The organism is Caulobacter sp. BE264, from assembly GCF_031457805.1.
Taxonomy (GTDB): Bacteria; Pseudomonadota; Alphaproteobacteria; order Caulobacterales; family Caulobacteraceae; genus Caulobacter.
The window spans coordinates 1-14,778 of the sequence record NZ_JAVDXI010000012.1; the positions used below are offsets into that span (position 1 = coordinate 1).

Here is a 14,778-nt window from a genome sequence, read left to right on the forward strand (position 1 = left end):
CCATCCCGCGGGTCAGACTTTGAGCTTTCTCAGACACCCGCCTGCGGGGGCAAACCCATCGCCGCGCCTGGCGGGCGTCCAAGAAACCTAAACATGAGCTGCCGTTGGCATGCCTCCAGAAGCCGGACATTGGCGACGTGGTGCCGCAAGCGGATAACTCGCTGATGATGACGCACTAGGATCAGGCCGCCTTGCCATGCCTCGCGGCTAAGCTATCGATCAGCGATGGAAAACTCTGACCTTCTGCGTCGCTACACGAGCCTGCCAAGCTTGATCGACATGCTAGTCCGGCAACAGATCGTCTTGGGCGGGTACGCCCACTGGGTCGACGCCAATGACCGCCACGCGCTTCGCCTCTACCAAGAGACGCTTCACTACGGCTTCGTCGGGGCCATGTGCCTGACAGAGGCTCCAGAAACCTTCCATCATTGGGAGATTTTCGCGGGCGGCTCGGCCGGTGTCTGCGTGGTCTTCAAGCGCGCGGCATTCGAAGAGATCTTCGACGGGAGGATGCATTTCAAGGCCAAGCCAGTGGAGTATGTGCGGCTGACGCAGGTGGGTACGCTTGAGGCAGACGACATCCACCGTCTGCCGTTTCTAAAGCGGGAAGGTTTCCGGGACGAGCGCGAGTTCCGCCTATTGGGCTACACGGTCGAGCCGCGAGCAGTCCTCCCCGCCCCGCTTCATCGAGCTATGATCGATCGCGTGATCATCAGCCCATTCGTCCACCAAGCGCTATTCGAGAGCACTCGCGCGGTGCTGAAAGCGATTGAGGGTTGGGGCGATCTTCGGGTGATCCGGTCGAGCTTGACGGACAACGATACTTGGCGTGGCGCTCTGGACGCCTATGTCGCCCGTCACGGCACGATCTACACGCCGTAGATGGCGACGGATATGGACTTTGGGGGCGACTGAAGCTTTCAGACGGTCGATCGACTGCCGTTAAAGTCGCTGTGCGACTCCACAAGCCACCGGCAGGGATCCATCGAGAATCTCGCTCGGGGCTCTTCGAAGTGGTCGATGACGTCGGTCGGTTGGCGGAACGGATCGACCCGCAGAGTAGCGACCGTCCTGGAGCTTACTCATGCCAGGTTGCGGGCGGTGCCGGGTTCGCGTCGCCAACCGCAGGTCCTCTATACTGCGAATCAAGAGATCGGCGCGACGCCGTGCAAGGCCAGGAGGGGGCAATGCGGATCAGCAAGGTCAAGATCAGCCACTTCAAGTGCTACGACGAGACCTTCACCCTCGACCTGAACGCGGGCCTCAACGTCATCGTTGGCACCAACGAGTCCGGAAAGACCACGATCCTCGAGGCCATCCACTTGGCGCTCACCGGCCTCCTCCATGGGCGGCCGCTACGTCACGACTTGACCAGCTACCTCTTCAATCTGGCCGCTCAGGACCGCTATGTGGAGAGTCTGTCCACCGGCGCGCCGTTGCCACCTCCCGCAATAACCATCGAGCTGTTCTTCGCGGGCGAGGGTCCCGAGTTGGCCGAGCTGGAGGGCAACGGCAACTCGGAGAAGATCAAAGCCAGCGGCGTGATCTACAAGATCGCGTTCGACGAAGACAACTACAAGGACGCTTACGAGGCCCTGGTGAAGACCGGCGAGCTGACGTCCATTCCGATCGAATACTACGACGCGACAACCACGTCGTTTGCACGCAAGAGGCTCACAGCTCGGAACATTCCAATCAAGTCCGCGCTGATCGACTCCTCCAGCAGCCGCCTTCAGAACGGCTCGGACCTCTATGTCTCGCGGATCATCCGCGACGTGCTGGAGGAGGCAGAGCGCGCATCGATTTCGCAGGCCCACCGCAAGCTCAAGGAAGCGTTCGTGGCCGATCCGAATCTCGGCCTGATCAACCAGCGGATCACCAAGGCCGCCAAGATCAGTCAGAAGAAGGTCAGTATCTCGGTGGACCTGTCGTCCCAGACCGCCTGGGAGAGCAGCCTGATGACCTACATTGACAAGGTGCCCTTCCAATACATCGGCAAGGGCGAGCAATGCGTCATCAAGACCAAGCTGGCGCTCAGCGCCAAGAAGAACGCCGAGGCCACGGCGATCCTGCTGGAGGAACCAGAAAACCATCTCTCGCATGCCCGGCTTAACGAACTGATCGCCGATCTGACCGACGAGCACGGTCAAAAGCAGATTATCATCTCCACCCACAGCAGCTTCGTCGCCAACAAGCTGGGTCTGGATCACCTGATCGTTCTGCGCGACGGCGCGGTGGCGCGGATCTCGGAGCTCAAGGCCAGCGACTTCTTCAAAAAGCTGGCGGGCTACGACACCTTGCGCCTGGCGCTGGCGAAGAAGGCGATCCTGGTGGAGGGCGATTCCGACGAGCTGGTCGTCCAGCGCGCCTATATGGACGCCCACGCCGGCCGGCTCCCAATCCAGGACGGGATCGACGTTATCTCCGTCGGCACCGCGTTCCTTCGCTTCCTGGAACTGGCCGAGACGCTGAAGATCCCGGTCGCCGTGGTGACCGACAACGATGGCGATGCAGCGGCGGTCGCCAAGAAGTACACCGCCTACGAGGACAGCAAGACCGTCAAGCTCTGCTACGACCCTGTCGTGGACACCGGCCCCCTGGAGATCAAGGGCAAGCCCTACAACTACAACACCTTGGAGCCCAAGCTCCTCAAGGCCAACGACCGGGCAACCCTGAACCCTATTCTGGGGGTGCTGACCCAGACCGATGACGAACTGCGGCTGCACATGCGAGGCGCCAAGACCGAGACCGCCTTGGCGATCTTCGGCTCGAAGACCAAGATCAAGTATCCAGACTACATAACCAAGGCGATCGGCCTGTGATGGGCGGCAACAAGATCGTCGTCGCGGCCGCCGGGTCGGGCAAGACCACCTACCTGGTCGACACCGCGGTGGCGATCAAGGATCAGCGGGTGCTGATCACCACCTACACCGAGTCCAACGAGGCGGAGATCCGGCTGAAGTTCTTCGAGCGGATCGGTCATGTCCCGCCCAACGTGGTGATCATGACCTGGTTCAGCTTCCTCATCACCCATGGGGTCAAGCCTTTCCAGGGGGGCTTGTTCGAGTTCCCCGTCACCGGCATGCAGTTGGTCTCCACCCAGTCGGGCCTGAGATACAAGAACAATCAGGGCTACCCGGTCTTCTGGGGCGAAGACGTCCTCGAGAGCCACTTTTTCGACCCGGCCGGACGGGTTTATTCGGACAAGCTTCCCAAGCTCGTTGTCCGCTGCAACGAGAAAAGTGGCGGCGCGGTGATCGACCGGATCGCGCGCGTCTTCCCCAACATCTTCGTCGACGAGGTCCAGGACCTCGCCGGCTATGACCTGGACATTCTCGGCGCCTTGGCAAGGAGCCCGGCTCGACTACTAATGGTCGGCGACCCGCGGCAGGTCACCTACCTGACCCACCACGAAGCCCGCTACGCCAAGTACCGCGACGGCAAGATCGTCGCCTTTCTTAGGCAAGAGCTCCCCAAGAAGCTCGCGATGGAAATCGACGAGGCGACCCTGAACCGGTCGCATCGCAACAGCGACGCGATCTGTGCTCTTTCGTCGGGTCTTTACCCCGACCTGACCGCGAGCCAGGCCTGCGCCTGCGCAGACTGCCGGGCTCCTCCGCCGCCTGGAGCGGGTCTCTACATTCTCCGCAAGGCCGACTACGCCCACTACATGGCGCATGTGCAGCCGATGCAGCTGCGCGACAAGATCACCAGCGCTGGGGTCGATCCGGCCGCGCCGGCCATGAACTTCGGCGAGTCGAAAGGGCGCGGCTTTGACCATGTCGTCATCCTGCCAACCGAGGACATGCGACTGTGGCTGGCGGATCGGGCGACCAAGCTCAAGCCCATGACTCGCGCGAAGTTCTACGTTGCCCTGACCCGTGCGCGCCACAGTGTGGCCATCGTGGCGGACTGGGGCGCCAAGCCTCTGCCCGATGGTTTCGCGCTCTATGAGCGCGCGCCGCCCGCCTAAGCCGCCGCGCCGCTCAGCCGTTGGAGGCGCGGCGCAACTTGGCGTGGCGGCATGGCGCTAGGTAGTATGCCCGTTCTCTTCCGCTGGTCCCCGCCCGATGCACGTCAAGCGCCGCGCCGCCCTCATCGAAGTCCTCGCGCGCGGCGTCGAGCACGTCGGGCCTGAATTCGAGCGGTTCGCGGGCATCATCATGGCCGCCCGATCATACGTGCGGCTAACGCACGCCGGGGTGAACCTGCGCGGCTATCCGGTCGCCGGCGTCGTCGACAGCGAAGGGGACGACGGCGCCGTCGCGGTCGAATATTCGGACCGGCGCGGCTATTTCGACGGGGCGATGGCCAAGGCCGAGGGCGACCTGCGCAAAGTCCTTACAGACCGGCCAGCCGCTACCCAGATCTATCTCGTGGCCGGCGAACGGGCCGGTCCCCAGAAGGTCTCCGACTTCAAGGCACGGGCACAGACCTGGCCGGATATGGCGGGCAAGACCCTGTCGGTGCTGGGCAGCGAGGAACTGGCGACCGAGATCGTCGATCATCTCCTGGGCGACGAGCAGGCTGTCGGTCGCCTTGCCCCGTATTTGGCCGATCTTCAGCGCATCGTCGACGAGGAGGTCGCCGCCGCTCTGGTGCCGACCCTACCGGCCGACATCCTGTCGCGGCCGGACGTCGACGCCCAGATCGTCGCTCGGTTGGCCGTCCAGCCGGTGTTGACGGTGTCGGGCATGGGCGGGCTAGGTAAGACCATCGCGGCCATGACCTATGCCGAGGCGCACCGTGGCGCTTTTCAGATCCGCATCTGGCTCGATGGCGAGGACGTCAAGCGGGCCGAGAGCTTGCGGGCCTTTCCATTGGTCCGGGCCGGCGATCCCCGCAACATCGCCGCGCTGCTGGAGGCGGGCGGGTGCCTCCTGATCATTGATGACGCCCGTCAGGATCTGGCCCTGGACGTGCTGGCTAAATATTGCGGCGAGGGCTCCCATGTGATCCTCACCCGCCGCTTGGCTCCGCCAGACGCATATATGCCGCCACTGCTGACCGAGGTCGAGGCGCGCGCCATGCTGGATGCGCCGGGCGCACCCTGCCCTCCGGCGGTGTTCGACGTCATATGGAGAAGCGTCAACGGCTACCCGCTTGGCTTGAGCCTGCTTCGGGCCGCCGCGCGCTCGGGCGTGTCCTGGGACGATCTGGCCGAAGACTGCCGCGCGGTCGGGAAAATCCTCGATGAGGACGGCGTTCGCCTTGTCGATCGTCTGCTTGGGCGCCTGAAAGCCCAGCTGCAGCACGAACTGTCGGTCTTCCTCTGGGCGCAGCTGCCAGCCATCGACAGCGCCTTCCTGATCGAAGAGGTCGGGCACGTCGGCGTGCGGAACCTCAAGGCGTTCGGCCTGACGAGCGTCGATCGCGGCGGACTGATCCGATTGCACGACGTGGTGTTCGCCGCCCTGAACAGTCTGGACTGGTGCGACACGGCGCGATCGGCCCATCTCGATCGCGCCGTCCAGGCGTTCATCGTCAAGGTCGCCGACGAACCCGGCCTGCGGCTGTGGACGCTGGTTCGGGCCATGATGCCCAAGCTGGAGGCGATGGCGGCCGCCGGCGTCGACGAAGGGCCGTGTCTATATGGCCTGCTGGCCGTCTGGGAGCCGGACGAGGTGCGGCGCGCCCTTGTCGGCGACCCCGTCGCCGCGGTCGCCAAGCTTGCCGAAGGCCCTCGAGGGCCGCTGGCGGTCATCACGGTGATTGAGGCGGTGGAACAGCTCTTTCTGCTCGATAAACATGACGGCGCCAGGGTGTCCCGCGAGCGGCTTACCGAGCGCATGCTGGTGTTCGAGGCTCTGGCGCGACTGCCGGGTCTGACGACACGGGAACAGGCGCAGATTCAGCATCATGAAGGCAAGGCCCTCAAGCGCCTGTTCAAGTCCGACGAGGCCGCCGAGCGGTTCGAGGCCGTCCTGGCCGGACCCTATCCGATGGACGAGGCCCGCCTGCAGCTCGTTGCCATCTACCGGTCCAAGCCGGACAAGGCCGTCGAGGTCATCGCCCTGGTCGATACCGTTTTCGCGCGCTGGGCCGCCGGCGAGGAGGTGACCTACTCGGTGATCCTGGGCCTCATCGAGCGGTTGCCCGCGGGCGACGGACGTTGGCGCAACGACATCATCGCCCGTCATGCCGAGGCGATCAAAGACACGATCGTCGCGGCTTCGAACCAAGGGGTCGGCCAGGGTCCGCGCGCCTTCGCGCCGCTGGGCCGGTTCATCTCAACCGAGATGCCGGCCCTGTTCAGCGAGATCTTCAGCCAGTTGCCCGCCCCGGTGCTCGAGGGGCTCGGGTCCGATGGCGACCGTTTCGCATGGGCCGAAATCTACGCCGAGGCGGCGCGGATTCCGGGAGCGGACGCTGCGGAGCTACGGGCGACGGCGCTGCGGTTCTACGAGGCCATGGTCAGGCCCGACGGGTTCAACACCCAACGGCGCGCTGAATTGCTCATCGACATGGGGCGAACATCCGAGGCCGAGTCGCTGCTGCTTCCGTTGCTGGTCGAGCGCGACCCGGAATGGGTCGAGCGCTTGTTGGCCCGCACCCGCCTGGCCCTGGGCGATCCCGACGGAGCTCTGCTTCAAATCGACTCCGCCCTTGCCCGTCTCAAGGCCGAGCACTTCCGCAGCGAATTCCTTGAATTGCGTTATGACATCCGCTTCGCGCTCCAAGATCCCAATGCCCTGGAGGACTTGGAGAAGGCGATCGCGGCCAGCCAGAAGACGGTCGAGGCCCGCAGGCTGGCCGATCGGCTGCAGAACGGATCGCAGGCAGGCGACGTCGTGGCACCCGAGGGCGTTGCGGGCGGATGACGAGCGAAATAGCTCAGGCCCGTTCGGAGAACCGCTCGAAGGCCGTGATCCGCCTGGGGGTCAGGCCCGGATCGTAGCCATAGATCTCCTGGGTCAGGAAGAGGAGTTCAGCCTCGCGGTCGACGTCGGCGACGTCGGTGTACCAGGCCTTTGGGCCGGCGGCCTCATCGCCGTTCCAGCGGTAGCCGCGGGTTTTCAGCTTGTCCTTGAGATTGTAGGGGGAGCCTTCGGCCACGATGCGCCAAGTGGGGGCGCGGGCGGCGTCCAGCAGGTGGGCAAGGGCCGTGCGGCCGTCGCTGAGCTGCCGGCCCAGGATCTCCAGGCCCGCCAGGCAGTCGTTCTCGGCGCGGTGCCCGTCGAAGAAGAAGCCGCACTGTCCGGCCAAGTAGGAAAGCTTGGTCCCCTCGAATCCCTCCCCTTTCCAATCGACCTGGCTCATCGAGCAGGCCCAGCCCTTGGCCTTGAAGGCGTCGGTGAGACGCTCGGCGAACAGGCGGTCGAACGCGGCGTTGTGGGCGATGACGATCACCGCCTCAGCGATGAAGGCGCCGACCTTTTCAGGATCGATGGCGTGGCCGGCGACCATCGCGTCGGTGATGCCGGTGATCTTGGTGATCTCCGGCAGGATCGGGTTGGTCGGCTGGTTGAGGGCCACGAACGGGTGGTGGACGGCGCAAAGCCGACCGTCGGGATCGTAGTCGAACGGCACCATGGCCAACTCGAGGATCTCGTCGCGGCGGCCGTCGACGCCCGTGGTCTCTGTATCGAGATAGATGCCGCGCTTGAGTGTTGTGGGATCAGCCACCGGATGCAGGGTGCACGCCTCGAACCGGCGCAGCAGGCGGTAGCGGCCGCTGGCTTCCAGCTGGGCGGCCATGGCGTCCAGGGCGGCGAGATCTGGCGGGGCGTCGGGCATGGGCGTCCGGGAGAATCGTCGAACGATCCTGCCATACCGGCGAAGATCAGGAGAGCTGGGTCTAGTTGATGACTGCTGCCGCGCGACTGTGGCAGCCTGCGGGGTCCCTGGAGGTCAAGCTTGCCGCCGTTCACCGTCTTCTACGCCTGGCAGTCCGACCGCTCATCGGCGCTGTGCCGCCACTTCATCGCCAAGGCGCTGAAGGCGGCCGCCGCGACTGTGGGCGAGCGCCACGGGGCGGAAATCCGCATCGATTCCGACACCCAGGGCGTGCCCGGTACGCCGCCCGTCAGCGAGACCATCCTGCAAAAGATCGACGCATGCGATGTCTTCCTGGCCGACCTGACCTTCGTCGCCGAGACGTCGGGCGGCAAGGTCTCGCCCAATCCCAACGTCCTGATCGAGTATGGCTATGCGCTGAAGGCCAAGGGGCCCCGGAAGGTGCTGCTGGTGATGAACACCGCCTTCGGCGCGCCCGAGCAGCTGCCGTTCGACCTGCGTCACCTGCGCTTTCCGATCCGTTATGACGCCGCAGACGGGATAAGCGACGGCGACCGGCGGCGGGCCCGGGCGGGGCTTGCGGAGGCTCTGTCGCTGGCCCTGGAAACCCTGCTCGTGGCCGCGGGCCGAGGCCGGGCGGATGACCGGCCGGACGAGGCGCTCGCCCTGATGGCCGCGTTTCAGAACAAGCGGGCAATGATGGGATCGGGTGTGGCGGTCACGCGGCCCAAGGCGGTGATCGATGTCCTGCCGCTCGCGGCCAAGGCCGGGGCGCGTCTGGACAAGGCCGCCGTCCGGACGGCGCGCGCCCTGATGGCACCTTCGCTGACAGCCTTGGTCGAGGAGTCCACCAGCCTGGGTCAATGGCTGTCGCACGAACCGCCTCAGGCCGTGGCCGGCAAGCCCAATCCCGAGGCGAGCTGGGCGACGCGGCTGGTCCAGCCCGGTCATCTCGAGTGGACCAAGGCGCTAGCGGAGCCGGACGCCTTCGTCTTCGAATACGCGGTGGAAGGCGTGGCGCTGGAACGCTGGATCCTCGCGTCGCTGCGCCGGTCGGGCGAGCTCTATCGGGGTCTGGGACTTTCGGGGCCGGCAGTGATGAGCCTGACCTTCGAGGGCGCCGAGCATGTCCGACTGATCCGCGCGCGCCCCGGCGGCCGGAAGCTAGGGACGCCGTTCCTAGCCTTGGGGCCGACCCTGATCCAGGACCTGGGGGCGCCCAAGGTCGACGAGTTGGAGCCGCTGTTGGAGGATTTGTGGCAAGCCTCGGGCTGGGACAGCGGCAGCCCATCGATCGGCGGGCAGGCTTGGGCTGCCAGTGTGCTGGAGGACTGAGCGCGGGTCTGGGGCGACCAGAGTCCTGACAGGCTTTCGCGGGTGGGCGTCATGGGGTGTTGGCGGCTGCTCGAAGGGCTTCAATGAGCGTTTCCGGCACCCTGAGCGCCACGGCGGGCGCGGCCGCGAGGATCAGCCGGGCATGGTCGGCGCTGGTCTCGACCTTGGCGGCGGCGGCGAGGATAGCCGGGCCATGCACCCGGGGATTTTTCAGGGCGAAGGCGCCGGTCTCCACGCGCCTACGCCAGAGATTGGCCGAGGCCTTGCCGATCTGGGGGCCGACCACTTCGATGAAGGCGCTCACCTGCAACCACTCCTGGACCCTCAGACAGGCGGCCAGCAGCATGTTCTCGTCGGGAACCGCCGGATCCGGGCCGAACAGCACCGCCAGCGCAGGGACCAGGCCGTGGTCGTCGTTGAGGAGGGTCTGAAGGTCGCCGGGGCGTAGGGCCACGAAAGGGATGAGAACGGCCGTGGCCGGATCGGCGGCCAAGCGTGCGCCTAGGCGCTCGAGGGTATCCCAGCGGCCTTCAGCCGCCGCACGCATCGCGAATGAGGTCACCGCCACGCGGCCGGCGACGAACTGGGCGTTTTCCGACAGGTCCAGCACGAACGCCGCCCAAGGCGGCTCGGCGACGATGGCCGTTACCCGGTCCTCGGCGGCGGCGGGCAACGCCACCTTGGCGGCGGTGTCGCGGCAATAGGGCGACAGTAGGTCCAGGAATGTCTCCAGGTCGACCTGGCCGATGGCGAAAGACAGCGACTCGCGCAGCTCCATGCCTTCGAAATAGGGCGACACGCCTTGGGCGCGGTGTTCGTCGAGGCGGGCCTTGGCGCCGAGGTCGACGGCCAGGACCCGCTCGACTTGACGCATCTGGTACCAGAGCAGCAGCGGGGTGATGCGGATCCCTGGCCACGGAGGCTCGGGAATCGGGCCGCTGGCCACGCCATGGTCGGGGATGTTCTGCGCGCCGCCGCAGAGCATGCTCCAGACCCAGGCGGCCGCGCCGGCCACGCCGCGCAGTCGGTACTGCTTCTCGGGTTCGTCGGGATCGACCGTCTCGATCAGCTCGGTGGCCCGCACGAGGCTCTGGCCGGCCGACATGGCTTGCCCTAGGCGAAGCTGAACCACGGCGAGGTCGGCGTGCAGGGCCGCGGCGATGTCGCGTAAGGTCGGACCGCGTTCGGCCGTCAGGGCGGCCTCGGAAAAGCGCGTGGCCGCCAGGGGCAGGTCTCCGTCCTTGGCGGCGCTGACGGCCAGGTCGCGCAGGATGTGGAAACGTTCGACGACATCGGAGTCGACGGTTCGGGTCAGCACCTTCTCGAGGATGGGGGCGGCCTGCGCATGGTCGCCCGAGCGGATCAGCAACTTGGTGCGTTCGCGCTGCAGGCGGGGATGGTCTGGGAATCGGGGCTCGGCAGCGTCGAGCAGCGCAAGGGCCGCCTCCGGTTCGCCGGCGTATTCGGCTAGTAGCACGATCCGGCTGCAGGCGCACTCGACCACGAGATCGGGCGTGTTCCAGCGCTCGGCGATCGCCTGCAGCGCTTCGTAGCGTCCAGCGATTTGGACCGGCGCGAAGCCCGCTTGGCTCGACTCATGCACCCAGGCCGGCTGGACGAGGCTGCGAAGGCCGGTGGCCGGATCGGCGAACGCGGCCAGGTAGTGGGCCCGAACCTCCGGCGCGGCTCTGTCCAGAACCTCGAAGATCTCTTCAAGCTCGCCGACGGACGCGACGTAGTTGGCGCGCCAGAGGAACAGCATCTGGGCCTGGTCTTCGGTGGGCGCGATCCCGTTGGACTCAGGGGCGTCCGTCACCGGCGCGCCCTCGAACCCCCTCACCAGGTCGAACCACTCCACCGTCGGCATCGGATTGCCAGGCATCAGCAACACGGTGTTGATGGCCGCCTTGCGGAAGGGATCGGCTTCGGCGTCAGGGGCGCCGTCCAGTTCCACCAAGCAGCGGCGGTAGACGGCGAGCGCCTGCGCGGGCGGGCCGCTGCGGGTGCACAACCTCAGCTGAGCTATCCGTACGAGCCATGAGACGCGCGGGCTGTCGGGCAGGATCAGCTTGTTGAGGGTCAGGAACCGCAGACCCAGCAGAAGATCGGCGAGAAGTCTTTGGGTCTCCCAGTCGGCCCTGATCACGGCCGTCGCCAGACCGGCGAGAGCTTCGGGGTCCTTCGCGATCAGGGCCGAGATCATCAGCTGATCCAGCGTGCGCGGATCGAGCGGTCGGCGGCGAACCAGATCTTGGCTGACCGCGGCGTGCACGGCCAGGAGTTCGGCTCCGGACAGGGCATTGGCGCCGCTCTGGGCCACGAGCGGCGAGACCCGCATGCGGTCCTGACCGCGCCGTTCCACCCACGGCCCCAGCAGGATGTCCAGGGCCTCGCCGGGCAGGCTGATTGGCGGGGCGACGGCGGCGGTGGCCAGGGCCAGGCGACGGTCGAACCCCAGGCTGGGCACAGACAGGCGGTAGAGCAGGGTCTTGGCGTGGTCGGGCAGCTCGCGCACTAGCCGGGCGTGGATGGCCGCGCGTTCGGCCTCGACGTCGTCCGAGGGCGGGCCCATGCCCAGGCGCTCGGTCAGGTCCGCAGCCGGCCAGCCTCGGCGTTTGAGGCCCTGGATGCGGGCGGCCACGAACTGGGGCTGGCCACCGCCGCAATAGACGTGGGTGGGCGCGGCCCAAAGCGCGGGGTCGCCGCCTTCGCGGGCCACGTAGGCCGCCACGTCTGCTTCGGTGAAGTAAGGAGCCTCCCGCGCCGGATCCCCGCCGGGGACGAGCTGCTGGGCGAGCGTTGGCGGGGGCGGATTGTAGGCCGTCACCACCACACCACCGTCGGCCAACTGCGCCGATCGCGCCAGCCGGCGCAACGCCACGGCCGCCCGCGGGTCCAGGCCCGAGGGCAGGTCATCGAGGATGATCCCGCCGAAATCGGGGTCCAGTGTCAGGCGTTGCGCCCGGCGCAGACGGTCGGCGATCCGGTTCGAAGCAGTCTTGGCGTCGAACTCGACCACCCACCAGCGGCCATTGCGGCGAGCCGCCAGCTGCAAGGCCAGGCCTGTCTTGCCCAAGCCGCTGGCTCCGGTCAGCCAAAGAACGCCGGCGGCCGCCAGGTGCGCCGAGAGCTCGTTGAGCAGATCCGCGCGCTCGACCACTAGGTCCTCGATGGGCAGGTCGCGCGCATCGATGGCGCCGTGGTCGGGCTCGGCGGCCGGGGCCGCGCCGGCGCGCCACTGGGCGAGAGCGGCGTTGGACACGCGCGAGGTGCCCGCCAGCTCCAGCAGGTCATGAAGTTGGCCGCGGGTCACGACGCGCTCGCCGTCCTGGGCGGCAAGACGCATCAGGTGCAGCACCACCCGGGGCGCTGCATCGCGACAGTCGCTGGGAGCCAGGCCAAAGCGCGCACCGACATCGACCAGGGCTTCGCCGACGAGGGTGTCCAGGGCGTCCAGACGTGGCGCGCCGCAGGCGAAGCGGATCGGCTTTAGAAGCCTTTCGCGCACATCTTCGTCGGAAGCCTCGGCCACGAAAGCCTTGAGCTCAGGGTCGAGATCGAGGGTGCTAAGGAGGGCGCGCAGCGGTGCGAGCGACGCCTGGGCCGCGGCCTTGCGCCAGTAGTCCAGGCCCGCAACGCCAAGCCCGAAGGGCGAGCCCTGCTCGACGCCTGGGGACGAGGTAGTCAGATAGATCATGTCGGTGGCGCGGCCCGGATTGGCCTTGGCCAGGCGCCAGTACCGGCTAAGCAGCGTGACCACGCCGGGCGAACGCAGAGTGACCGCGCCCGACCCCTCGGTGGATTTGACCTCCGTCCCGCTGAGCGCCTCGGCGGCAACTGTCATGTAGTCGCCGCCGCGCTCGACATGTAGTGTCGTGTCAGGGCCTAGTCGCGCCCATGCCTGGGCCGTTGCGTAAAGCTGGTAAACATAGCCGCGAATGGCGTGCATGGCCTCGCGCGCCAGGTCGACTTCGGGAATGTGCACCGACTCGGGCTCCGCCACGCGGCATCCTCTTTTCGAGCGAGCAATGGTAGACCGAGTCGCTTCTTACCGGCCCTTTGCGAGGTGAACACTCTTTGGGCGCTCATTTCACAGATCCTGTCGACTGGGACCCATTTGCTGACCGCATCGCCGGCACTAAGTCAGGCTTGCTCATTGCTGGCCCCGTTGCGACCAACGCCCGAAAGCAGACGTTTCGAGGTTCGCCGATGAGTCAGACTTCCGCCTTCGCCCCGCGCTCTTCCAGCACCTCATTTCGCAAAAGCCGCCCCGACGACAGCCGCCGCGCCAGCGCGTCCAAAAAGCCTGCGTAACGCTGCTGACCCTTAGCGTTCTGGGCCCGCTGATCGGTCTCGCTGAGGGTTGGCGTCGCTGTCAGCCAAGCCTTGATCAACAGCGCCAAAGCTTCGTTCGAAATCGTCACGTCGCGGTCGAGCCGTTCCAGCTCACGATTGATCCGATCCAGCCGTCGCACCAGCGCCGCCTCGGCGGCTTCCCCGCTGTCTGGAGACAGGAACGCGGCCAGCGCCGCCTGGGTGATCTCAGACTTCGAGCGCCGCGTGCGGCGGGCGCGCTCATCCAGCGCCCGCGCCAGGTCACCCGACAAGAAGACCTTGGCTTGAACCTTCATCCCGCCGCTCACAAGGGAATGCCATCATCAGGGTCGAGCGCCGCCTGACGCGCGACAGAGCGTAACCGCTCGGCCTGTTCCGCGGCGGCCCCATCGTCAGCGTCGAGGCCCAGGTCGAGCAAGGGGCGCTCAGGCTGGTCTTCCACCACGATATCGGGCTGTTGTTCTGGCTCAGGTTCGATCCGAAGACCGCCCTCCCCGCCGAGACCGAGACACACAGCTCCCACCTGGACGGATCCCGGGGTCTTGTCGTTCCACGCGCTTGGCCCCTCGCGCGAGATCGGCGCGACAGAGCCGGGCGGGGCCGCCACCCGCCCCGCCAGCGCCGGGTCAAGGTAGTGGCGCACCTTGGTGGCCCGGATCGGCGCCACACCGGAGACCTGGATCACCGCTTCATGGGCCGGAAGCTGCATCACCTCGCCGGGCGTCAACAACGGCCGCGCGGTTTCTTGCCGGCTGACCATCAAGTGACCCAGCCACGGCGAGAGCCGGTTGCCCGCGTAGTTCTTCATCGCCCGCATCTCGGTGGCGGTGCCCAGACTGTCGCTGATCCGGCGCGCGGTGCGCTCATCATTGGTCGAGAAAAGGCGCCGATAGTGGACATGGGGGTCTCTCCAATCTGAACCGGGCCGCGCCGATCGCGGCCTCGATGGCGATCGCTGGACCGGGACCTCAAGGTCCGGCCCGCAGAGCGCGCGCCCGCCCCAAAAGACCCAAATCCAAAGAGAAGGGGCGCGCTCCCGCAGCCTTGCGCAGGACCGCAGGGCTTTTCAGGTTTCTTGGCCCGCGAGGAATGGGGCGCTTTGGCCCCAGGGGAAGAAACTTGAAGGCCAAGGTTGCGGGACCGGACGGGTCCCGGTCAGATCCGGCCAGAAGAGGACGCGCTCGACGCGCGCCACGCTCAGCACGGTGAAAGGCCCCTGCCCCACCGCGCCTGATCCCCCGCGCTTGGCGGCCGCCGCTCAGGGATAGCCAGCGTTACAGCCCGCTCGTATCGGTCAAAGCCGCCCGATGGCGGACAAGTCCGCGACAGTCGCCCATAACCAGGCGCCGCTGCTTGGCCGCGCCCCTCTCG

9 protein-coding genes are annotated in these 14,778 nt (G+C 66.7%); 5 read left to right on the plus strand and 4 right to left on the minus strand.

Going from position 1 to position 14,778, the window contains the following annotated elements; all coding sequences use genetic code 11:
• Positions 1 to 225: 225 nt before the first annotated feature.
• The 4 genes from J2X45_RS19645 (at position 226) to J2X45_RS19660 (ending at position 6,821) form a co-directional block, all read left to right on the plus strand.
• Entirely contained in the window at positions 226 to 882 is a 657-nt protein-coding gene (locus tag J2X45_RS19645) for a hypothetical protein (RefSeq protein WP_310218292.1), read from the plus strand.
• 305 nt (positions 883 to 1,187) lie between these two features.
• A complete protein-coding gene (locus J2X45_RS19650) occupies positions 1,188 to 2,822 on the plus strand; it encodes an AAA family ATPase (RefSeq protein WP_310218294.1) in 1,635 nt (544 codons plus the stop codon).
• Complete coding sequence (locus tag J2X45_RS19655) at positions 2,822 to 3,973, plus strand: UvrD-helicase domain-containing protein (protein WP_310218296.1); 1,152 nt, start codon at positions 2,822 to 2,824, stop codon at positions 3,971 to 3,973. Before J2X45_RS19650 ends, J2X45_RS19655 begins: the two co-directional genes overlap by 1 nt.
• A gap of 97 nt (positions 3,974 to 4,070) precedes the next feature.
• Positions 4,071 to 6,821 (plus strand): hypothetical protein, encoded by a 2,751-nt coding sequence (locus J2X45_RS19660; protein ID WP_310218298.1) that lies wholly within the window; start codon positions 4,071 to 4,073, stop codon positions 6,819 to 6,821.
• Positions 6,822 to 6,834: 13 nt separating this feature from the next.
• Here the strand turns inward: J2X45_RS19660 and J2X45_RS19665 are convergent, their stop codons facing one another.
• Complete coding sequence (locus J2X45_RS19665; protein ID WP_310218300.1) at positions 6,835 to 7,737, minus strand: 3'-5' exonuclease; 903 nt, start codon at positions 7,735 to 7,737, stop codon at positions 6,835 to 6,837.
• 120 nt (positions 7,738 to 7,857) lie between these two features.
• Here J2X45_RS19665 and J2X45_RS19670 point away from each other — a divergent pair, with 120 nt between their 5' ends.
• Entirely contained in the window at positions 7,858 to 9,072 is a 1,215-nt protein-coding gene (locus J2X45_RS19670; RefSeq protein ID WP_310218302.1) for a hypothetical protein, read from the plus strand.
• 49 nt (positions 9,073 to 9,121) lie between these two features.
• Here the strand turns inward: J2X45_RS19670 and J2X45_RS19675 are convergent, their stop codons facing one another.
• The 3 genes from J2X45_RS19675 to J2X45_RS19685 form a co-directional block, all read right to left on the minus strand.
• Positions 9,122 to 13,075 (minus strand): ABC transporter ATP-binding protein, encoded by a 3,954-nt coding sequence (locus J2X45_RS19675; RefSeq protein WP_310218303.1) that lies wholly within the window; start codon positions 13,073 to 13,075, stop codon positions 9,122 to 9,124.
• A gap of 211 nt (positions 13,076 to 13,286) precedes the next feature.
• Entirely contained in the window at positions 13,287 to 13,703 is a 417-nt protein-coding gene (locus J2X45_RS19680; RefSeq protein WP_310218305.1) for a CopG family transcriptional regulator, read from the minus strand.
• An 8-nt stretch (positions 13,704 to 13,711) separates the two neighbouring features.
• Positions 13,712 to 14,467, minus strand: a complete 756-nt coding sequence (locus J2X45_RS19685) for a type IV secretory system conjugative DNA transfer family protein (RefSeq protein ID WP_310218366.1) — start codon at positions 14,465 to 14,467, stop codon at positions 13,712 to 13,714.
• Positions 14,468 to 14,778 lie beyond the last annotated feature (311 nt).

Excerpts from the sequence above, each read along its gene's own strand:
- J2X45_RS19665 (WP_310218300.1), bottom strand. The coding sequence starts at position 7,737 with ATGCCCGACGCCCCGCCAGATCTCGCCGCCCTGGACGCCATGGCCGCC.
- J2X45_RS19645 (WP_310218292.1), top strand. The coding sequence starts at position 226 with ATGGAAAACTCTGACCTTCTGCGTCGCTACACGAGCCTGCCAAGCTTG.
- J2X45_RS19680 (WP_310218305.1), bottom strand. The coding sequence starts at position 13,703 with ATGAAGGTTCAAGCCAAGGTCTTCTTGTCGGGTGACCTGGCGCGGGCG.
- J2X45_RS19655 (WP_310218296.1), top strand. The coding sequence starts at position 2,822 with ATGGGCGGCAACAAGATCGTCGTCGCGGCCGCCGGGTCGGGCAAGACC.
- J2X45_RS19660 (WP_310218298.1), top strand. The coding sequence starts at position 4,071 with ATGCACGTCAAGCGCCGCGCCGCCCTCATCGAAGTCCTCGCGCGCGGC.
- J2X45_RS19650 (WP_310218294.1), top strand. The coding sequence starts at position 1,188 with ATGCGGATCAGCAAGGTCAAGATCAGCCACTTCAAGTGCTACGACGAG.